Source organism: Sphingomonas sp. (genome assembly GCF_036731925.1).
In the GTDB taxonomy this organism is placed as follows: Bacteria; Pseudomonadota; Alphaproteobacteria; order Sphingomonadales; family Sphingomonadaceae; genus Sphingomonas.
Genome location: NZ_DAINDJ010000002.1, coordinates 530,049 through 549,837 on the forward strand (window position 1 = coordinate 530,049; position 19,789 = coordinate 549,837).

The 19,789-nt window shown below is 67.5% G+C and carries 18 protein-coding genes; 11 read left to right on the forward strand and 7 right to left on the reverse strand.

Annotation, left to right across the window (positions count from 1 at the left end):
- The first annotated feature begins 110 nt into the window (after positions 1-110).
- From V7E00_RS12020 to V7E00_RS12030, 3 genes are all read left to right on the forward strand, one after another.
- Positions 111-431, forward strand: coding sequence for a DMT family transporter (locus tag V7E00_RS12020; RefSeq protein ID WP_333572882.1), 321 nt, complete (start codon positions 111-113; stop codon positions 429-431).
- 106 nt (positions 432-537) lie between these two features.
- On the forward strand, positions 538-1,842 hold the full coding sequence (locus V7E00_RS12025; protein WP_333572883.1) for a phospholipid carrier-dependent glycosyltransferase: 1,305 nt from the start codon (positions 538-540) through the stop codon (positions 1,840-1,842).
- 85 nt (positions 1,843-1,927) lie between these two features.
- Complete coding sequence (locus V7E00_RS12030) at positions 1,928-3,043, forward strand: NADH:flavin oxidoreductase (protein ID WP_333572884.1); 1,116 nt, start codon at positions 1,928-1,930, stop codon at positions 3,041-3,043.
- Between the two features lie 135 nt (positions 3,044-3,178).
- On the opposite strand, the gene V7E00_RS12035 is transcribed toward V7E00_RS12030, so the two are convergent.
- From V7E00_RS12035 to V7E00_RS12050, 4 genes are all read right to left on the reverse strand, one after another.
- On the reverse strand, positions 3,179-4,282 hold the full coding sequence (locus tag V7E00_RS12035; protein ID WP_333572885.1) for a glycosyltransferase family 2 protein: 1,104 nt from the start codon (positions 4,280-4,282) through the stop codon (positions 3,179-3,181).
- Complete coding sequence (leuB, locus tag V7E00_RS12040; RefSeq protein ID WP_333572886.1) at positions 4,279-5,331, reverse strand: 3-isopropylmalate dehydrogenase; 1,053 nt, start codon at positions 5,329-5,331, stop codon at positions 4,279-4,281. Before leuB ends, V7E00_RS12035 begins: the two co-directional genes overlap by 4 nt.
- A 58-nt stretch (positions 5,332-5,389) precedes the next feature.
- Positions 5,390-6,121, reverse strand: coding sequence for a DNA repair protein RecO (recO, locus tag V7E00_RS12045; RefSeq protein WP_333572887.1), 732 nt, complete (start codon positions 6,119-6,121; stop codon positions 5,390-5,392).
- 68 nt (positions 6,122-6,189) lie between these two features.
- Entirely contained in the window at positions 6,190-7,239 is a 1,050-nt protein-coding gene (locus V7E00_RS12050) for an NAD(P)-dependent alcohol dehydrogenase (protein ID WP_333572888.1), read from the reverse strand.
- Between the two features lie 126 nt (positions 7,240-7,365).
- Here V7E00_RS12050 and V7E00_RS12055 point away from each other — a divergent pair, with 126 nt between their 5' ends.
- Both V7E00_RS12055 and V7E00_RS12060 read left to right on the forward strand, forming a co-directional pair.
- Positions 7,366-8,259, forward strand: a complete 894-nt coding sequence (locus V7E00_RS12055) for a LysR family transcriptional regulator (protein WP_333572889.1) — start codon at positions 7,366-7,368, stop codon at positions 8,257-8,259.
- 78 nt (positions 8,260-8,337) lie between these two features.
- On the forward strand, positions 8,338-8,826 hold the full coding sequence (locus V7E00_RS12060; protein WP_333572890.1) for a cupin domain-containing protein: 489 nt from the start codon (positions 8,338-8,340) through the stop codon (positions 8,824-8,826).
- 23 nt (positions 8,827-8,849) lie between these two features.
- Here the strand turns inward: V7E00_RS12060 and V7E00_RS12065 are convergent, their stop codons facing one another.
- The 3 genes from V7E00_RS12065 to purB all read right to left on the reverse strand — a co-directional run bounded on the left by V7E00_RS12065 (position 8,850) and on the right by purB (position 13,372).
- Positions 8,850-11,420, reverse strand: coding sequence for an HWE histidine kinase domain-containing protein (locus V7E00_RS12065; RefSeq protein ID WP_333572891.1), 2,571 nt, complete (start codon positions 11,418-11,420; stop codon positions 8,850-8,852).
- Positions 11,421-11,966, reverse strand: a complete 546-nt coding sequence (locus V7E00_RS12070) for a biliverdin-producing heme oxygenase (RefSeq protein ID WP_333572892.1) — start codon at positions 11,964-11,966, stop codon at positions 11,421-11,423.
- An 89-nt stretch (positions 11,967-12,055) separates the two neighbouring features.
- On the reverse strand, positions 12,056-13,372 hold the full coding sequence (gene purB / locus V7E00_RS12075; protein WP_333572893.1) for an adenylosuccinate lyase: 1,317 nt from the start codon (positions 13,370-13,372) through the stop codon (positions 12,056-12,058).
- Between the two features lie 130 nt (positions 13,373-13,502).
- On the opposite strand from purB, the gene V7E00_RS12080 reads away from it, so the two are divergent.
- The 6 genes from V7E00_RS12080 (at position 13,503) to V7E00_RS12105 (ending at position 19,768) form a co-directional block, all read left to right on the forward strand.
- A complete protein-coding gene (locus tag V7E00_RS12080; RefSeq protein ID WP_333572894.1) occupies positions 13,503-13,964 on the forward strand; it encodes an EF-hand domain-containing protein in 462 nt (153 codons plus the stop codon).
- A 42-nt stretch (positions 13,965-14,006) separates the two neighbouring features.
- Positions 14,007-14,456 carry a PH domain-containing protein gene (locus V7E00_RS12085; protein WP_333572895.1) on the forward strand — a complete coding sequence of 150 codons (450 nt, stop codon included), beginning with the start codon at positions 14,007-14,009 and terminating at the stop codon, positions 14,454-14,456.
- A 189-nt stretch (positions 14,457-14,645) separates the two neighbouring features.
- Positions 14,646-16,730 (forward strand): hypothetical protein, encoded by a 2,085-nt coding sequence (locus tag V7E00_RS12090; protein ID WP_333572896.1) that lies wholly within the window; start codon positions 14,646-14,648, stop codon positions 16,728-16,730.
- The gene (locus tag V7E00_RS12095; RefSeq protein WP_333572897.1) at positions 16,730-18,280 is read left to right on the forward strand and encodes an MBL fold metallo-hydrolase; all 1,551 of its coding nucleotides are present in this window, start codon (positions 16,730-16,732) and stop codon (positions 18,278-18,280) included. Before V7E00_RS12090 ends, V7E00_RS12095 begins: the two co-directional genes overlap by 1 nt.
- A 21-nt stretch (positions 18,281-18,301) precedes the next feature.
- Complete coding sequence (locus V7E00_RS12100; protein WP_333572898.1) at positions 18,302-19,084, forward strand: hypothetical protein; 783 nt, start codon at positions 18,302-18,304, stop codon at positions 19,082-19,084.
- A 3-nt stretch (positions 19,085-19,087) separates the two neighbouring features.
- Positions 19,088-19,768 carry a peptidoglycan recognition protein family protein gene (locus V7E00_RS12105; protein ID WP_333572899.1) on the forward strand — a complete coding sequence of 227 codons (681 nt, stop codon included), beginning with the start codon at positions 19,088-19,090 and terminating at the stop codon, positions 19,766-19,768.
- The last annotated feature ends 21 nt before the right edge of the window (positions 19,769-19,789 follow it).

Consider the following 19,789-nt stretch of genomic DNA (forward strand, 5'->3'; position numbering starts at 1 on the left):
CCGTTGAAAGCCGCACCGCAATTCCTAGATTCTGGATGCGGCGACCACGTTCCCGCCCCGCGATCGGGTATCAAGTCCGGGACGGCCCGGCTCTTCCAAAGGAGGGCCGCATGGCTTGGATTGCATTGGGTATCGCCGGCATTCTCGAGGTCGTCTGGGCCTTTTCGATGAAGCAATCAGCCGGATTCACCCGCTTTTGGCCGGCGACCGTCACCATCGCGGCGATGATCGCCAGCTTTGCGTTGCTGGCTTTTTCGATGCGGACGCTGCCGCTCGGCACCGCCTATGGCATGTGGACCGGCATCGGCGCGGTGGGTGCGTTCCTGATCGGCATCCTGGTGCTCGGCGAGCCGGCGAACGCGCCGCGCATTGTCGGCGCGCTGCTGATCATCGCCGGGCTCGTCGTCATGAAGATGGCGCCCCAGGCATAACGAGAGAAGGAAGCGGCCAGCCTCCCCCCGCCTGCCCGGGCTAATGGCGGTACGGACGGGCGCATGCCCTATTCCGCTCCTGCGCGGCCTCGGCTACGCCAGCGCCATGCGCCTCCGCCTTTCGGCTCTCGCCACCCGCCCCTGGCTCGTCGCCCTCCTCCTCGCCATCGCCGCGCAGCTGCTGTTTTCGCTGCATATCGATCAGCCGGGCGGGATCATGTTCGACGAGGTGCATTATGTGCCCGCCGCGAAATCGCTGATCGAGCTGTCGGGTCCACGCAACACCGAACATCCGCTGCTCGGCAAGGAGCTGATCGGCGCCGGGATGGAACTGCTCGGCGACAATCCGTTTGGCTGGCGCCTGATGCCGACCATCGCCGGCACGGCGACGGTGCTCGCCATCTTCACGTTCCTGTGGATCCTGATGCGCGGGCGGATGCGAGTTGCGGTGACCGGCGCGGTGCTGGCGATGCTGGACCAGAGCCTGTTCGTGCAGGCGCGCACGGCGATGCTCGACGTGTTCCTGGGCGCCTTCCTGCTGTGGGGCCTGGTGTTCCTGCTGTGGGCGATGCACGCCACGCGCCACCAGGTGCAGTGGCGCTGGTGCATCGGCGCGGCACTGCTCGGGTTGGCGACGGCAGTGAAATGGGCCGCAGCACCCTATATCGCCGCGATCGGGCTGGCGCTGATCGCCGTTCGCGTGATCGACGCGCGCCGGGCCCGGCGCACGCTGGCCACGGCATTCGTCTCCGGCGACCAGCCGCACTGGCCGGGGCTGTCGACGCTGGCCGGGCTCGTGCTGCTGGGTGCGATCAGCGTGCCGGTCTATTTCGCGACCTTCGCGCCGACCTTCTTCTATCTCACCGGCGCAACGAACGGGCTGCACGGCCTGCTGCAGCTCCAGCGCGAGATGTATGCGGCGCAAACCCAGGTCCTGCCGCACCATAACTACCAGTCCGAATGGTGGAGCTGGCCGATCATGCTGCGACCGATCTGGTTCTTCTACGAATGGGACCACGGCGCCCAGCGCGGCGTGCTGTTGATCGGCAATCCGGTGATCATGTGGGGCGGGCTGGTCGCTGTGCTGGCCGGCTACCTGCTGTGGTTCCGTACCCGGGCGTGGCGACCGCTGGTGCTGGCGCTGCTCTGGACCTTCTCGGTGGCAATCTACGCGATCATCCCCAAGTCGCTCGGCTTCTATTACTATTACCACCTCTCCGCGCTCTTTCTGTGCATGCTGCTGCCGGTGACCTTCCACCAGTTCGACCGGCTGCGCGCCAAGGGCTGGGAAGAGTGGTATCTCGGGCTGGCGCTGGTCTGCTTCGGCTATTTCTACCCCATCCTCTCGGCCGCTCCGCTGAACGACGTGCAGAGCTATACCCATTGGATGTGGCTGCCGAGCTGGCGGTAAATTTCGTTGCGGCCCTGCGCGCCATCTTGAACCAACCGCCGCAGTCGCTAGCTTTGCATCAGTTTCAAACTGCAACGGAGCACCCATGCCCGCGATCGACACGCTTTTCCGGCCGTTCCGCATCAAGTCGCTCGATCTGCCGAACCGGATCGTGATGGCGCCGATGACGCGGACCTTCGCGCCCCAGGGCATCCCCGGCGCGGAAAATGCCGCCTATTACCGCCGCCGCGCGGAAGGGGGCGTGGGCCTGATCCTCTCCGAAGGCACCGTGATCGCCCGCCCTGCCTCGCGCAACCATCCCAACATCCCGTTCTTCCACGGCGACGCCGCGCTGGCCGGCTGGCAGCAGGTGATCGATGAGGTCCATACCGCAGGCGGCAAGATGGCGCCGCAGATCTGGCACACCGGCTCCACCTTCGGCCCGGACCGCAACTGGCAGCCCGAAGCGCCGGTGGAGAGCCCCTCAGGCCTGGTCGCGCCGGGCAAGCCGCGCGGCGTCGCGATGACCGAGCAGGACGTCGAGGCGACCATCGCCGCCTTCGCCAAGGCCGCAGCCGATGCCAAGCGGCTGGGCTTCGACACGGTCGAGATCCACGGCGCCCATGGCTATCTGATCGACCAGTTCTTCTGGGCCGGCACCAACACGCGCGAAGACGGCTATGGTGGTGCCACGATCGCCGAGCGCTCGCGCTTCGCGGTCGAGGTGGTGAAGGCCGTGCGCGCGGCGGTGGGGCCGGACTTCCCGGTGATCCTCCGCATCAGCCAGTGGAAGCAGCAGGACTATAGCGCCCGTCTCGCCGCGACGCCGGACGAGATGGCGTCGTGGCTCCAGCCGCTGGTCGATGCCGGCGCGGACGTGCTGCACTGCTCGCAGCGGCGCTTCTGGGAGCCCGAATTCCCCGAGATCGACGGCGAAAACGGCCTCAACTTCGCCGGATGGGCGAAGAAGCTGACCGGTGCGGCCACGATCAGCGTGGGCTCGGTAGGCCTCTCGGGCGAGTTCATCGCCGCGTTCGGCGGCGAGACCTCGCAGCGCACCGACCTCGACAAGCTGGTCGAGCGGATGGAGCGTGACGAGTTCGACCTGATTGCCGTAGGCCGCGCGCTGATCAGCGATGCCGACTGGGTGAAGAAGATCCAGGCCGGTGCGGGTGACGAACTGAAGGGCTTCAGCCCGGCGGCGCTGGCGGAGCTGGTCTAAGGCTCGACCAACGCTTAGCCCCTCCCCTTCAGGGGAGGGGTTGGGGTGGGGCTGTGTCTCACCGAGACCAACCAGGGTTCTGGAATCCCTCCACCCCCAACCCCTCCTCCCAGGAGGAGGGGCTTTTGCCGCCAGCTAGTACCGCCCCCACACGAACCGCGACGACAGTGCGAAATTCCACACTGCGGCCACCGCAATCCCCGCCAGCGCAGAGAGCCGCCAGTCGCCGTGCTGGACATTGTGGAGGAAGGCCGCGAGCCCGACATTGGCCGCTGCCCCTACTGCGCAGACCAGGCAGAAGCTCAGCCAGCCTGCCAGCAGCGGGCGCACGCCCTTCAGCCGGCGCTCGCGATAGGTCAGCGCATTGTTGAGCAGGAAGTTGAACGTCATTGCCACCATCGTGGCGATGATGGTCCCCGTCACGAACGGCAGGCTTGCCAGGCGAAACAGCAGGAACAGCACGCCGAGATGCACGGCGGCACCCATCGCACCGATGACGGAGAACATCGCGAAACGCACCGGAACGATCTTGCCGAACATACGGTCGTACAGCGCGATCAGATATTCCATCGCAACGACGTGATCGAGCTTGCTCTCCCCCTCCGTCCGGACGCGGAAGGTATAGGGCAGTTCCAGGAACCGCAGCGGCTTCGGGCTCGCCGTCATGATGTCGAGCAGGATCTTGAATCCGATACCGGAAAGCACCGGCACCAGCCCGCGAACGATTTCGCTGCGGATCATGAAGAAACCGCTCATCGGATCGGTCAGATCGGCCTTGAGCACCTGGCGCGACAGCCTGGTCGCGAAGGCGGACTTGGCGACGCGCTCGCTGTCCCACTCGCCGGTGCCGCCGCCTTCGCAGAAGCGTGAGCCGATCACCACGTCGAGCGCGCCGTCGGCCTGCAGCGCGTCAAGCATCTTGGGCAGCAGCATCTCGTCATGCTGGAGGTCACCGTCGATCACCGCGACGTGCGGCGCCGCCGTCGCGCACATCCCTTCGATGCACGCCGACGAGAGGCCGCGACGCCCGATCCGCTGGATCACGCGCACCCGCGGATCGCGGCGGGCGATCTCGCGCGCGGCGTCCGACGTGCCGTCCGGGCTGTCGTCGTCGACGAAGATCGCTTCCCAGGCGCGGCCGGCAAGCGCCGCGTCCAGCTTGGCGATCAGCAGGGGAACATTGGCGCGTTCGTTGAACGTGGGGATAACGACCGCGAGTTCGAGCAGGATGTCGCTCACTGAAGCTCCAGCAGCACCGCGTCCCCCATCGCGGCAGTCGAAAGGGTGCCCCCGAGATCGGCCGTCCGCGCGCCCTTGGCGAGCGCGGCGGCAACCGCTTTTTCAATCCGTTGCGCCGAGGCTTCGTCGGCCAGCGAGTGCCGCAGCAGCATGGCCGCGGAAAGGATGGCGGCGCAAGGGTTCGCCTTGCCCTGCCCGGCAATGTCCGGCGCGCTGCCGTGGATCGGCTCGTACATGCCGTTCGCGCCAGACCAGGCCGCGAGCGAGGCCGAGGGGAGCATGCCGATCGATCCGGCGCACATGCTCGCCTGGTCGGAAAGAATGTCGCCGAACAGGTTGCCGGTGACGATCACGTCGAACGTCGCCGGCGCGCGCACCAGCTGCATCGCCGCGTTGTCGACGTACATGTGGGTCAGCTCGACGTCGGGATATTCGGACGCCATCGCGGTGACGACGTCGCGCCACAGCTGCGAGGTCTCCAGCACATTCGCCTTGTCGACCGAGCAGAGCTTCTTGCGGCGGCGCTTGGCCATTTCGAAGCCGACGCGGGCGATTCGCGCCACTTCCTGCTCGTTATAGCTCATCACGTCATAGCCCTGGCGCAGGCCTTCGGGCGTGGTGCGATGTCCCTTCTCGCCGAAATAGACGTCGCCGATCAGTTCGCGGACGATGACGATGTCGAGGCCGTTCACCACCTCGGGCTTGAGCGGCGAGGCATCGCCGAGCGCCGGGAACAGCGTGGCGGGACGAAGGTTGGCGAACAGGCCCAGCGCCTGGCGGATGCCGAGCAGCGCGGCTTCCGGTCGCAGCCCGCGCTCCAGCTTCTCGAACCGCGGATCGCCGATCGCGCCGAACAGCACCGCATCGGCGCGCTTGGCGAGCGCCAGCGTTGCTTCGGGCAGCGGATGACCGGAGGCAAGATAGCCAGCGCCGCCGACCGGCGCTTCCTCGAAGCTGAGACCGAGATTCATCGCCTCGAGAACGCGGCGCGCCTCGCGAGTCACCTCGGGGCCGATCCCGTCACCCGGCAGAACAGCAATCAACGGCATTCCGATCCCCACGCAAGCAGCAGCTGGTATGGCCGCCGCTTAGCCGCCCCCGGGCCGCTTATGCAACCGCTCGCAACAAGCGGTCCGCCAGCCGCTCTCGCGCGGCCATCAGTTCCGCCCCCCGCCCGATCAGCAGATCGCGCGCCAGGAAGTGGCCGGTGAGGCGAAGCCCGGCGAGGATGTCTTCCCAATCCGCCGCGCCGCCTTCGGTGAGGAAAGCGGGCAGAGCGAGCAGCCGCGATTCATAGCCGGTCGCCCCTGCCCGGCTCACCGCGATGCCGCTCTTGGGGCTGACATAGGCGAGATCGTCGCTACCCCCCGTCGCCGCGCAGCGTTCCAGATCGAGACCAAAGCCCAGCTCGGCGAGCAGCAGCAGCTCGTAGCGGACCAGCGCCACCGCCCAGCCTCGCGCCGCGGGGGCGGCCTCGATCGCGTCGAGCACGCCGCCGAGCGCTGCATGGAGCCGGGGATAGGGCAGGCCTTCGGGCAGCGTCGCCGCGGTGAGCGCCGTCACCCAGGCCAATGCGGCGGCAGGCAGGGGCTCGCCGAACATCGGTGCCCGGCTGTGGAGCAGCTCCACGGTGAGGCCGGCCAGTTGCTCCTCCGTCCGCGCGCGCCATTCGCCCAGGATCAGGTTTGCCGGTTGCAGCACCGGCCGCAGCGCGCGCGATCGCCCGCCGCGCACATAGCCTGGCTGGACGCCGTCGCTTTCCGTGAGCGCCCGCACTATCGCACCATGTTCGCCGTGCGCGCGAATACTGAGCAGAATGGCCTCGGCGCGAAGATGCATCACCGCGATGTAGGCGCCTGCGGCGAAAAGCGAAATGCGGGGGCAGCGATTTGCCGCCCCCGCGTGCCTCAGCCCATCGACGCAATGTCGATGACGAAGCGGTACTTCACGTCGCTCTTCAGCATGCGCGCATAGGCGGCCTCGATCTCGTCGGCGCGGATCATCTCGATGTCTGCGACGATGCCCTTCTCGGCGCAGAAATCGAGCATCTCCTGCGTCTCGGCGATGCCGCCGATCAGCGAGCCGGCGATCGAGCGCCGCTTGAAGATCAGCGCCGCGACGTTCGGGGAGGGGTGCGCATGCTCGGGCACACCCACCAGCGTCAGCGTGCCGTCGCGCTTCAGCAGGGTGGTGAACGCATCGAGATTGTGGCTCGCGGCCACCGTGTCGAGGATGAAGTCGAAGCTGTTCGCATGCGCCGCCATCGCCTCGGCGTCGCGCGAGACGACGACTTCGTCGGCACCCAGCGCATGCGCATCGGCGCGCTTGCTCTCGGAAGTGGTGAACGCAACGACATGGGCGCCGAGCGCGTGCGCCAGCTTCACGCCCATATGGCCGAGCCCGCCGATGCCGACGATGCCGACCTTCTTGCCCGGGCCAACCTGCCAGTGGCGCAGCGGCGACCAGGTGGTGATGCCCGCGCAGAGCAGCGGCGCGACGGCGGCAAGCTGCTCCTCGCCATGCCCAACCTTCAGCACGAACTTGTCGCTGACGACGATTTGCTGCGAATATCCACCCAGCGTGTGGCCGGGCGCATCCTGCGTCGGGCCGTTATAGGTACCGACAAAGCCGTTCTCGCAATATTGCTCCAGCCCCTCGTCGCACGAGGCGCAATGCTGGCAGCTGTCGACCATGCAGCCGACACCGACCAGATCGCCGACCGCGAACTTGGAGACATGCTCGCCCACTGCGCTCACGCGCCCGACGATCTCATGGCCGGGCACGCACGGATAAAGCGTGCCTTCCCACTCGGAACGGACCTGGTGGAGGTCCGAGTGGCAGACGCCGCAATAGGCGATGTCGATCTGGACGTCGTGTGCGCCGGGTGCACGGCGCTCGATCTCCATCGCTTCGAGCGGCTTGTCGGCGGCGTACGCGCCAAAGGCCTTGGTAGCCATGCTTGGTCTCCTTGGGTGGTGGTGGTTGACGCAGGACCGAGCGGCCCCTCATGCCGTTAGATGGAGGCCGCGCCACCAGAGGGGTAGCCACTGGAAGCTGCATGCAGTGTTGAATAGAGTTCAGCAATGAATCGCCAGCAGCTTTCCGAACTCGCCGCGTTCCTTGCGGTTGCCCGCCAGCGCAGCTTCACCCGCGCCGCCGCGCAGAGCGGCGTCACGCCTTCCGCGCTCAGCCACGCCATGCGCGGACTGGAGGAGCGGCTGGGGCTGCGGCTGCTCCACCGCACCACGCGCAGCGTCAGCCTCACCGAAGCGGGCGAACGGCTGTTTGCCACCCTCGGCCCCAGGCTGGACGAGATCGAGGCCGAGGTGGCGGCGCTCAGCGCGCTGCGCGACAAGCCCGCCGGGTTGGTCCGGATCAGTGCCGACGAGCTGTCGCTGAAGACCACGCTCTGGCCAAGGCTGGCGCCCATCCTGCGCGCGTTTCCGGACATTCGCGTGGAAATCGATACCGACTATCGCCTCACCGACATCGTTGCCGAGCGCTTCGATGCGGGCGTCCGCTTCGGCGACATCGTGGCCAAGGACATGGTGGCGGTGCCGATCGGGCCCGATGCGCGCATGCTGGCGGTCGCTTCCCCCGCCTATCTGGATCGCTGCGGACGTCCGTCGGCGGTCGAGAACCTGACGGATCACGCCTGCATCAACCTGCGCCTGCCCACCTATGGCGGGCTATATGCCTGGGAGTTCGAGGAGAATGGTCGCGAGCGCCGAGTCCGGGTGGAGGGGGGCCTCACCTTCTCCTCCGTCTTCCCGGTGCTGCAGGCCGCACTGGACGGCTTCGGCATCGCCTGCCTGCCCGACGCGGCGGTGCAGCCGCATCTGGACAGCGGCGCGCTGGAGGCGGTGCTGACCCGCTTTTCGCCCCCGTTCGCCGGCTATCACCTCTATTACCCGAGCCGCCGCCAGCCCACCCCGGCCTTTGCCCTGCTGGTGGAGCGGCTGCGCTGGCGCGGGTGACCGGCCTACGACCCCCGCGTGCTTTCGGTGGTGCCGGACCTCTGCCATGGTTGCGCTCCCCACAGGGAGAATGAAGCCGTGAAGATTGTCGCTCGCCTCCTCGCGCTCGCGCCCGCATGTCTGATCAGCGCCGCACCGGTGCTGGCCCAGACCATGACCGATCCTGCCGTGGTCGCCAGCGGCCCCGCCGTACAAGCGCAGCTGCGCGCGATGCTGGCGGAGATGAAGCCGGGCCAGGGCTTTGCCTGGAAGCCGCTGGTGCGAGACGGTGCCAATATCGCGGCGATCGAGATCTGGAAGAAGCCGGGAAAACCCGCCGTGCACCCGGACCAGGCCGAATATGCGATCGTGCTGGAAGGCGCGGGAACGCTCGTCTCCGGCGGCACCATGCCCGATCAGGAGGTCCGCAACCCCACCCTGGTCGAAGGCAGCCGGATCGAGGGCGGCACAACCCGCGCGCTTGCACCTGGCGACGTGATCCTGGTGCCGGCCGGCGTGCCGCACTGGTTCGGGATCACCGGCGAACGGCTGGTGTTGCTGGGGATCAAGCTGCCCAAGGGTCGCTGAGTGCGTCCACCGGCTCGCCCCGCCTAGCGCCCCAACAACTCTTCCAGCATCCGCGCCATGTTCACGGCGGTATAGGGCTTTTGCAGCACGGGTACGCCGGCGTGATCCTCGCCAAGCTGGAGTTGTTCGCCATAGCCCGTCGCAAAGGCGTAGGGTACGCCTTCTGCGCGGAGTCGATCCGCGATCGGCAGGCTGTTTTCGGCCCCCAGATTCACGTCCAGGATCGCCACGTCGAAACGCTCCGTGCCGATTTCCTCTAGCGCGCTGCCGATGGACGCCGCAGTCGCTACCCGGTCGGCGCCGAGACGGAGCAGGATGTCCTCCGCGTCCATGGCGATGATCAGGCTGTCCTCGACCAGCAGCACCGGCCCCTGCAGCACGGGCCGCAGTTCCCCACTGGCGGGCAGCATCACCGGCCCCTCCACATCGCGCGCGTGCTTTTCCGCTGCCGCACCGTCGAGCACCACGTGCCGCGCCGGGATACAGAATTCCGCTTCCAGCCCCGTCAGCGGATAGCGCACGGTCGCCTTGCCGCCGAGATCGTAGGGCACCGACCGCTGAATGATCGTCGTGCCGAAGCCCTGCCGTGTCGGCGGCTGGACCACCGGTCCGCCGCGCTCGCGCCATTCGACCCGGCAGTCGCCCTCGGGATCGAGCCACCACCGAACCGAGACGGTCCCACTGTCCGACAGCGCACCATATTTGGCCGAGTTCGTCATCAGTTCGTGGAACACCAGCGCCAGGGTCGAGAAGGCAGCGGGGCGCAGCAGCACCATCGGCCCGTCCTGCTCCAGACGGCCCGAGCGGTCGCCCAGATAGGCCGCCGCCTCGGTCCGCAGCAGCCGGCCGAGCGGCGCGGGCGCCCAATTGTCTTCGGTGATCTGGTCGTGCGCGCGGGCAAGCGCCTCGATCCGCCCTTCGAGCAGGCGGATATAGGCGGCAGCATCCATTCCGGGTGCGCGCGACTGGCGCACCAGCCCGCGGATCAGGCCGAGGATGTTGCGCACCCGGTGATTGAGCTCGGCGATCAGCAGTTCCTGCCGCTCCGAGGCGCGCTGGCGCTCTTCCTGCGCGTCGTCGGACAGGCGCAGCACGACTTCGATCAGCGAGGCACGCAGCACCTCGGCAATACGCAGTTCCACCTCGCTGAAGGGCAGCGAGCGACCGCGGACTTCCTGGCTCCACAACTCGAAGCTCTGCCGGGGCGTGAGACGGGCACCGTGCGGCCCCAGCTCGACGGGCTTGTGCGGGTCGCCCGCCCAGTTGACGGTGCGCACCAGCTCCTGGCGGAACAGCAGCACATAGTCGCGTGGGCTGCGGCTGATCGGAATCGCCAGCAGCCCCGCCCCCACATCGGCATAGTCCGCCGCCTGGGGCAAGACCTCAGCCAGATGATCCGTCGCGAACACGCGACCGGCCGCCATCGCGTTCAAGCGTCGGGTGATCGCAGCAAAGGACGAAGGCGGCGGTGTGATGCCGCTGAACGCCACCTTGCCACCGATCCAGATCGCGATGCCGTCGCACGGCACCACCTCGCGCAGCCGGCTACCCAGCCATTCGGGGTCGTCGAGCAGCCCGCCGTCGCTCGCCACGGCCGCGAGCAGCCGGTCGCTGGTCGCGCGCGCCGCCGCCTCATAGACGGAGAGTTCCTTGCGTTCGCGGCTCTCCAGCTTGAGCGCGAACATCTGCCCGAACAGCTCGGCCATCGAACGGCGCTCGAAGCCCGGGCAGCGCGGGCCGCCATAATGGTGGCAGGCGAACAGGCCCCACAGCTTGCCCTCGACGATGATCGAGATCGAGAGCGAGGCCCGCACCCCCATGTTCTTCAGATATTCGATGTGGATCGGCGATACCGAGCGCAGCACCGACAACGACAGGTCCAGGGGCGCACCGGTCTCGTCGCGCTGGGGCACGATCGGCACCGGCGTCGCATGCACATCCGCAATGATCCGGAAGGGCGTGCGCAGATAGAGCTTGCGCGCCTGCTGGGGAATGTCGCTGGCAGGATAGCGCAGGTCCATGAAGCTGCCGATGCCGCTGCGCGCGGCTTCCGCGACCACCACGCCCGAACCGTCCCGCTCGAAGCGATAGACCATCACCCGGTCGAAGCCGGTCAGCGCGCGCACCTGTCGCGCGCCTTCGCGGAAGAAGTCGGCGAGCTTGTCCTTCTCGTCCAGCCGACCCATCATCGCGCGCAGCGTGCTCGCGGCATCCCCCGCCGCGTCGGCCGTGCAGGGTTCGCCCTCGATGACGATCGTGTCGCCGATCATGTGCAGCGCGAGATCATAGTCGCCGCCCCGCATGCGCAGCGCCTTGATGCCGAAGATCCGTTCCAGCGCATCGTCGCCGCGCAGCAGCGTGAGCCGATTGCGCAGCGCGTGGATCGCATCGTCTTCAAGATAGTCGCTGGCAGGCGTGCCCAGCATGTCCTCGGCGGACATGTCGAAATGCGCGTCGACATTGGCGGAGGCGCGCTTGATCAGCCAGTCGCTCGAGAAAGCGATGAGGAAGCCGAATGGCTGGATCGCCCCCAGCTGGTGGATCGGCTCCCGATCACAATTGGTCAGATCGACCTGAAAAACGCCATCGTCCACTTAACCAACCTTCGCCAGCCACTTCGTGCCGGCGGCCTCGAACCGCCCGAAGGTCTGGTTGGCGGCAGTTACGGCAGTCTCCAATGCCTCCGGCTCGTACAGGAGTGCATCAAGTTTTTCCAGCAATTCCGGCCACATATGCGGTGGCTGGTGACTGCCCAGATAGGCGCGTGGCCAGCTGTCCGGCACGCTGCGGGCGAGGAATCGGCTGCCCAGGCGTGAGCCTTCAAGCACGTAGAGCATGCCCGCCATGGCCGGGCTGGACAATGCATCACCCGCGGGCTGTTGCGGCTCCAGCACAATGCCGAGCGCATCGAGATCCACCTGGATCACGCCCGCGCGGCGCCGCTGCGGCCAATCCCCGGTGATCCCCTCGGCGCCGCTCTGGTCGAGCAGTGCCTCGATCGGCAGCAGCGCCTCGGCATGCGCGGCGAGCAGCCCGGCATAATCGTCGCGGCGCGCAAGATCGAAGCGACTGAACAGCGTGTCGACGCGCGCATGCGCGGCACCCGTTGCCTCTCGCAATCGGCGATGCGCGGCGTTCATGCGGGAGGAAGTTTCGTGAGACGGCGATCCACGGCAGACAAAAATCGCCTGCCGCGGATGCGTTCCATTACGGCCGAACCGGCCTCAACTCAGGCGGCGCCGAAGACCCGCGCGAAGATCGTGTCGACGTGGCGATAGTGATAGCCGAGGTCGAACTTCTCCTCGATGACTTCCCGGCTGAGCGCGGCGGTGACTTCCGCGTCGGCCTTGAGCAGTTCCATCAGCGACAGCTCGCCGTCCGATTCCCACACCTTCATCGCGTTGCGCTGGACGAGGCGATAGGCGTCCTCGCGGCTCACCCCAGCCTGGGTCAGCGCCAGCAGCACGCGCTGCGAGTGGACCAAGCCGCCCATGCGATCGAGGTTCTTCTGCATCCGCACCGGATAAACGAGCAGCTTGTCGACCACGCCGGTGAGGCGGGCCAGCGCGAAGTCGAGCGTGATCGTCGCGTCCGGGCCGATATAGCGCTCCACCGAGGAATGGCTGATGTCGCGCTCGTGCCATAGCGCGACATTCTCCAGCGCCGGGGTGACATAGCCGCGCACCATGCGGGCGAGGCCGGTCAGGTTCTCGGTCAGCACCGGGTTGCGCTTGTGCGGCATGGCGGACGAGCCCTTCTGGCCGGGCGAGAAATATTCTTCCGCCTCCAGCACTTCGGTGCGCTGCAGGTGGCGAATTTCCACCGCGAGGCGCTCGATCGACGAGGCGATCACGCCCAACGTCGCGAAGAACATCGCGTGGCGGTCGCGCGGGATCACCTGGGTCGAGACCGGCTCGATCGACAGGCCCAGCTTTGCGGCGACATGTTCTTCCACCCGCGGGTCGATGTTGGCGAAGGTGCCGACCGCGCCGGAGATCGCGCAGGTGGCGATGTCAGCGCGCGCGGCGAGCAGGCGCGTCTTGTTGCGCTGGAACTCGGCATGCGCCTCGGCCAGCTTGAGGCCGAAGGTGACCGGCTCGGCGTGGATGCCGTGGCTGCGGCCGATCGTCGGCGTCATCTTGTGCTCGCGGGCGCGTCGCTCCAGCACCTCCAGCAGCGCGTCGATATCGGCCAGCAGCAGGTCGCTGGCGCGGGCGAGCTGGACGGCAAGGCAGGTGTCGAGCACGTCGGAGCTGGTCATGCCCTGGTGCATGAAGCGGGCTTCCTCGCCCACCTGCTCGGCCACCCAGGTAAGGAAGGCGATCACGTCATGCTTGGTCACCGCCTCGATCGCGTCGATCGCGGCGACGTCGATGGCGGGCTTGGTCGCCCACCAGTCCCACAGCGCCTTAGCGGCGCTCTGCGGCACCACGCCAAGATCGGCGAGCGCTTGCGTGGCATGCGCCTCGATCTCGAACCAGATGGCGAAACGCGTCTCGGGCGACCAGATGTCGGTCATCGCGGCGCGGGCATAACGGGGGACCATGGCGTTCCTTCATGTGCGGGAAAAGGGAGCCCGGCAGCCCCGGGCGGGTCGCGGCCGCGCCTAGCAAGAACCGGCCAAAGCGGCAACCGACGCGCACCCCGGCCGTTGTCCCTGGCAGAGGAGAGGTCCGATGCTCACGTCCCTGTTGTTCGCCGCCGCGCTGCAGGCCACCGCGCCGACGCAGGACCTGCCGGCGCAGCCTGCGCGGACCGGCCAGTCCCCCAGCGCAACCCAGGCCATGCCCGGCACGCAACCCGTTCCCGCCGACCGGCCGATGGCCAGCCCGGAGCAATCGGCAGGCCCGCCCCCCGCCGCCCAAGCCGCGCAGCCCACCCCCCGGCCGGATCCGGCGAAGCTGCCGGTCGAAACCCAGTTCGCGCGCTATGACGCGGATGGCGACGGCATGCTCGACAAGGGCGAATATGGCAGCTGGCTGGCCGCACTCCGCACCGCGAAGGAAGCGGATTTCAAGGCGGAGAGCCCCGAGGGACGCGGCTGGATCGATGGCAGCTTCGCCTCGGCGGATGCGAACCGCGACCAGAAGGTGAGCCGCGAGGAACTGGTCCGCTTCCTCACCCCCAAGGCTGGATGACTTCGCCGTTGCGGTAGGCGGCGCCCCGGCTATGATGGACGCATGGCGCAGCTGATCGATCGCTTTCAATCCTCCACCGCGGGCTGGCTGAAGGGCTCGTTCGCTGGCTGGGCCACGCTTGCCTCGTGCCTGATCGGAATCGGGTTCGTCATCCTGGCGGTGCGCTGGATCGGCAACAAGGCGACGCTGTACGAAGTGACCGAGGATCGCATCGTCCTCTACCGCGGGATCGTGCGCAAATCGATCGACGAGATCGAGCTGTACCGGGTGAAGGACGTGCGGCTCGACTATTCGATCGTCAACCAGATCTCCGGCATCGGCACGCTGACGATCACGTCGTCGGACGAGACAACGCGCGGCGGCCCGCTGGTGATCCGCGACGTGGAATATGCCCGCGAACGGCGCGAGAAGCTGCGCGAACTGGTGAGCAATGCCCGTCGCCTGCGCGGGGTCCGCGAGATCGACATGGTGCAGGAAGACCAGCGCGGCTGATCATGCCAGGCGGCGACGCGCTGTCCATCGTCACGCTAAACTGCTAGGCCGTGTCTATCGACTCGCTTTACGTACTGGCTACTGCCGCTCCTTTCGGAGTTTCGCACGGCCAAAGCTTTACCTGACGGTCGCACCATAAAAATCGTAACGATCTGATCGCAAAACACTGCTCTCAAGGGGGAGAGGCGTGTGGGTACGAACTATCCGAAGCCGGCCATTCGGCGGTTGAAGGTCTATGCCTTCGATCCGCAGGCGTCCGTTACCTTGTCGACGGCGATGGCCAACGACTATGTCATCGAACTTCCCTGGGAGGAGCGCTGGGAGGCGCCGCTCGAGAAGGGGCCGGTCAACGATTATGTCGAGGTGATCGACGTGGATCCGGCGGCGGGGCTGTTCTACGCGCCGGTGGATCTCAACGACCCCTGGCTGCGCGACGGCGGGCTCGAACCGTCTGAGGGGCGGCCGCAGTTTCACCAGCAGATGGTCTTCGCGGTGGTGATGCGGACGATCCGCGCGTTCGAGCGGGCACTGGGCCGCGTGGTGCTGTGGGCGCGCGACGACCAGCTTTCGTGGCGCGACAGCACGCTGACTCCGGTGGAGCGCAACTTCACCCGGCGGCTGCGAATCTATCCCCATGCGCTGCGCGAGGCGAACGCCTATTACAGTCCGGCCAAGCGCGCGCTGCTGTTCGGCTATTTCAAGCCCGACGAGGAAGCCGCCGACGTACAGGCGAGCTGGGTGTTCACCTGCCTCTCGCAGGACATCGTTGCGCACGAGACCACGCACGCGATCCTCCACGGCATGCGCCAGCGCTCGATCGAGCCGAGCGGCGTCGACGCCGCCGCCTTCCACGAAGGCTTTGCCGACATCGTCGCCCTGCTCCAGCATTTCTCGATGACTCCCGTCGTGCGGCAGCTGCTTGCCGCCAGTGGCGGGTCGCTGCGCGCGCCGGGGCTGCTGACGGGACTCGCCGAGCAGTTCGGCCGGGCGATCGGGCGCAGCAAGTCCCTGCGCTATGCGCTGGAGGCACTGGGGGAGCGCGCCGCCACGCCGGCCGACGGCTCGGCGGCGAGCATCGTCGCTGCCATTCGCGCGCTGGGCGATACGACCGAGCCGCACGCGCGGGGCGGGTTCCTGGTCGCCGCGGTGTTCGATGCGTTCGTCACCATCTACGAGCGCCGCACGGAGGATCTGCTGCGCCTCGCCCGGCCGGGCCTGGTGCCGGGCAACGGCCTCAGCCCCGATCTCGTCGGGCGGCTGGCAAGCGAGGCGGGGACGGCGGCGGATCAGGTACTGCGCATGTGCGTTCGTGCGCTCGACTATCTGCCGCCGGCAGCGGTCAAGTTCGGCGAGTATCTGCGCGCGATCATCACCGCCGATACCGATCTCGTCCGCGACGATCCGCTGCGCTACCGCATCGCCTTTGTCGAAGCGTTCAAGCGCTGGGGCATCACCGTGCCGGGCTGCATTTCGATGGCGCCGGACAGCCTGTTGTGGGACCCGCCGCGACTGGAGGATTATCCGGAGATCCTCAAGCACGCCGAGGCCGATCTGCCGGCGCCACTGGCCGACCCGGCCGATGCGCTGAACATGCTGTTCACCGACCTGCTGAGCCGCCTGAAGTTCGGTGTGACCTTCGAGGCCGGTGACAAGGGCGAGGCCGCCTATTCGCGGGGCGATAACGGCCGCCGCAACCTGCGGAACCTCGCGATGGAAGTGGTCGTCCACAACCAGCGCGCCATCCACGACTGGCTGGAAAGCCGGGTGACCGACTCGGCCGATTGGGAGCGGCTGCTCGGCCTTCGCCTGATGCCGCTGGCCGATCGACCGGAGGACGGCTGCAGCCCGCTGCTCTCGATCGAAGGCAGCCTGGGGGATCGCCGCCGCAAGCCGCAGCCGAAGTTCGAGGTTCATTCGGCCCGGATTTCGCGGCGCACCGGCCCGGACGGCTTCGAGATGCACATGCTGATCGCCGAGATCGTCCAGCGCCGCCGCGGCTATTTCGACAAGGAAGAGCAGGCCGCCGCCGATCGGGGTGACAAGCAGGTGATCGGCGATACCCGCTGGGCCACCCCGGATTTCTGGTTCCGCGGCGGGGCAACGCTGCATGTCGACCTGCGCGACGGGCGGCTGCTGCGCATCCTGCGCAAGCGGATCGACGATGACGAGCGGCTGGAGCGCGAACGCGCCTTCCGCAGCGGCGAGACGACCGGAGGCCCCGCCGCCGCGCTCCATTCAGGCGAACCTTTCGCCTTCATCCACCGGGGGATGTGATGGCCAGTGCAGCACCGGCGGCCGCGGCGCCGCTCGAAGTCTATGTCCGCATGTACCGCGCGCTGAGGCCCGGCGCAGCCTATCAGGGCATGCTCGGCGACTGTTTCCTGATCCGGCTGGTGCAGGGTGATCAGGCCTCGCACATTCTGATCGACTGCGGGCTGCTGCTCGGCAGCGCGGAGGCCGATGCGCGCATGCAGGCGGTTGCCGCCGACATCGTGCGCACCACGGGCGGCGTGCTGGACCTGCTGGTCGTCACGCACGAGCATTGGGACCACATCTCCGGCTTTTCCCAGGCGCAGGACGTGTTTCTCGGCGCGCCCGATCCGGCAACCGGCGCCGAGACGCTGCAGGTCGCCAACCTGTGGATGGGCTGGACCGAAAAGGACGGCGATCCGCAAGTGGAGCGGCTGCGCGCCCGCTTCGACAAGGCAGGCTTTGCGCTTAACGCGCTCGCGGCGCGGATGAAGCGCGAAGGTGCGGCGGCCATGTCGCTGGCCGCGGAGCTGCAGGGCTTTCGCGGGGGCTCGAGCAACGGCGCCAAGCGCCTGCAGGGCCGGGAGATCATCGCGGCGCTGAAGCGCAAGTCCAAGGCCGCGCCGCAATTTCTCGAGCCCGGAACGGTGCTGTCCACCCCCTCGGCGCGACCCGGCGCCCCTGCCCTGCGCGCTTATGTGCTCGGGCCCCCGCGCGAGGAGCAATTCCTGTTCAAGGACAAGCCCTCTGCCAAGACGCCGGAAACCTACCTTGCCGACCTGAAACTGAGCGACGCCATTCTACGCTTTGCCGAGAGCGGCGACGGTCCCGCCGACCCGGACACCCCCTTCGCACCGCCCTTCCGCACGCTGAAGGTGGCCGACATCCGCGCTGCCGTCGAGGCCGGCACCCCGCTGGAGGGAGACGCCGCCTGGGTCGCAGCGCATTATTATGGCTATGCCGGCGCTGCGGCGGCGGGCAAGCAGGGCAAGCGGGACCAGCTGCTGGACGAAGCAGGGAAGCGGCGCACCGTTGACATGGACTGGCTGGGCGCCGCCGACCCGCTCGCGCTGAAGCTGGACAGCGACACCAACAACACCAGCCTGGCGCTGGCGTTCGACCTGCCTGACGGCAGCGCGATGCTGTTCGCCGCCGACGCACAGGTCGGCAACTGGCTGTCGTGGCACAGCCGGACCTACCGCGACGAACGCGGCACCGAACACAGCGCCGAGCAGATCCTCAACCGCACCCGTTTCTACAAGGTCGGCCATCACGGCAGCCACAATGCGACGCTACATGCCAAGGGGCTGGCGATGATGACGCGCGATGATCTGGTGGCGGCGATCCCAACCGACGAGGCATTCGGCAAGACCCAGGGCGGCAGCGGCTGGCAGATGCCCAATCCGCGGGTGAAGTCTGCACTGCACGCTCGCACCAGGGGCAGGATCCTGCGCAACGATCGCCATTACGATCCGCGGGCGCGCGCGGCCGATCCGGACCTGCAGCAGGTCGATCCCGGCTTCTTCGAGCGGATCGAGGAGACGGACCTGTACCTGGAATATCGTGTGCTCTGAGGATCAAGAAGGGGTAGTTGCATGCCGACCATTCACGAAGTGCGCGACGTTATCGCGACGACCGAGCTGCCGGGGATCGAGGCATTCGCCGCGGATGCCCCGACGGGCGGCGGTCTGCCGGATTTCGATGCAGGGAAGGAACAATCGGTTGTCATCGGTTCCGACGTGGTGTCGTTCGGCACCGGCGTTGATGCCGAGTTCCGCCAGGCGATCGCAGACAGCGCGCTATTCGCCCAGCTCGCCGCGCTGAAGGAAGTCGGCGCGGATGCCGATCCCATGCTCTTCTTCGACGCCTATTTCCGCCGGCTGATGCAGCTGGGTTGGCTGGTGCAGCAGCGCGACACCTCGGAACTGGACGTGCAGGGCGACGGGTTCGATGTCCATCACGCGATCACCGGCGTGATCACCGCCTTCCTTGCCCCGATCGCAGGCGCGGCGCAGGCAGTGCTGGCGGTGCTCGACGGGCTCTACCAGATGAATACCAGCGCGCCTTTCATCACGCTGTTCAACAAGCGCAGCACCCGGCAGAAGATCGGCCGCTTCCAGTTCACCTATGTACGCAAGGGCGCCGACAACGGGCTGCTCGCGGAGATGGCGGCGTTCGGGCTCACCGCGAACGAGGCCATCACGCAGATATTGTTCTTCAAGATCCACAAGAACCGTGCCTCGGTGCGCCGCAGCCTGGGCCAGCTTTCGATTGCCGAGGACGCGCTGCGCGGCATCCGCGCGCAGCTCGCCGCCAAGGTGCAGGCCTATCGCGTGTCGATGATTGCCGAGGCGGACCTCGGCACCGTGGAGGCCTGAGCCATGGCGAAATGTCCCTTTGCCGAACAGATGCCGATCAGCGGCACCTCCGGCTCGTTTCTCGGCGGGCCATACAAGATCGTCCACCACACCACCGAAGGCAGCGGCGCGCAGGCTGCCTTCGATGCGTTCCGCACCAAGAAGGCGGACCCGCACTTCACTGTCGATGCGGTGAAGATCTACCAGCACATCGATACCGACACCGCCGCCCGCGCGCTGCGCCATCCGGCGGGCACGCCGGAAACCAATCGCGACAGCGCCCTGCAGATCGAACTGGTAGGCTTCGCCGGCGCGAACAAGAACCCGCGCGCGCTGGCCAATGTCGCACGGCTGTGCCGCTGGCTGGAGGAAACCCACGCCATCCCGCGCAAATGGCCCGCCGGGCCACCCAAGCCGGGGGTGAACGGGCGCGATCCGGGCGGCCATGTCCGCGATCAGGCGATCTTCGACAAGCAGGGCGGCCATTACGGCCATTCGCAGGTGCCGAACAATTCGCACTGGGACCCGGGCTATTCAGCGCTGGAATCCGCCTATGTGCTGGCCGCCGAGTTCGACGGAAAGGGCCACTGCACCAACCCGGACCATCCGGCGGTGAAGGCCCTCGCCGACCGCCCCCTTGCCGCCGAGGCCCAGCACCCGGTGGTGATCGAGGACCATAATGACGATGCGGGCGAGCCGGAGTGATCCGCCGCGATTGATCCACGC

What these genes read in the sequence shown, in the direction of transcription:
- V7E00_RS12030 (WP_333572884.1), top strand. Translation starts at nt 1,928, where the DNA reads ATGCCCGCGATCGACACGCTTTTCCGGCCGTTCCGCATCAAGTCGCTC.
- V7E00_RS12085 (WP_333572895.1), top strand. Translation starts at nt 14,007, where the DNA reads ATGGCGCAGCTGATCGATCGCTTTCAATCCTCCACCGCGGGCTGGCTG.
- V7E00_RS12105 (WP_333572899.1), top strand. Translation starts at nt 19,088, where the DNA reads ATGGCGAAATGTCCCTTTGCCGAACAGATGCCGATCAGCGGCACCTCC.
- recO (WP_333572887.1), bottom strand. Translation starts at nt 6,121, where the DNA reads ATGCATCTTCGCGCCGAGGCCATTCTGCTCAGTATTCGCGCGCACGGC.
- V7E00_RS12080 (WP_333572894.1), top strand. Translation starts at nt 13,503, where the DNA reads ATGCTCACGTCCCTGTTGTTCGCCGCCGCGCTGCAGGCCACCGCGCCG.
- purB (WP_333572893.1), bottom strand. Translation starts at nt 13,372, where the DNA reads ATGGTCCCCCGTTATGCCCGCGCCGCGATGACCGACATCTGGTCGCCC.
- V7E00_RS12100 (WP_333572898.1), top strand. Translation starts at nt 18,302, where the DNA reads ATGCCGACCATTCACGAAGTGCGCGACGTTATCGCGACGACCGAGCTG.
- V7E00_RS12020 (WP_333572882.1), top strand. Translation starts at nt 111, where the DNA reads ATGGCTTGGATTGCATTGGGTATCGCCGGCATTCTCGAGGTCGTCTGG.
- V7E00_RS12050 (WP_333572888.1), bottom strand. Translation starts at nt 7,239, where the DNA reads ATGGCTACCAAGGCCTTTGGCGCGTACGCCGCCGACAAGCCGCTCGAA.
- V7E00_RS12025 (WP_333572883.1), top strand. Translation starts at nt 538, where the DNA reads ATGCGCCTCCGCCTTTCGGCTCTCGCCACCCGCCCCTGGCTCGTCGCC.
- V7E00_RS12070 (WP_333572892.1), bottom strand. Translation starts at nt 11,966, where the DNA reads ATGAACGCCGCGCATCGCCGATTGCGAGAGGCAACGGGTGCCGCGCAT.
- leuB (WP_333572886.1), bottom strand. Translation starts at nt 5,331, where the DNA reads ATGCCGTTGATTGCTGTTCTGCCGGGTGACGGGATCGGCCCCGAGGTG.
- V7E00_RS12055 (WP_333572889.1), top strand. Translation starts at nt 7,366, where the DNA reads ATGAATCGCCAGCAGCTTTCCGAACTCGCCGCGTTCCTTGCGGTTGCC.
- V7E00_RS12095 (WP_333572897.1), top strand. Translation starts at nt 16,730, where the DNA reads ATGGCCAGTGCAGCACCGGCGGCCGCGGCGCCGCTCGAAGTCTATGTC.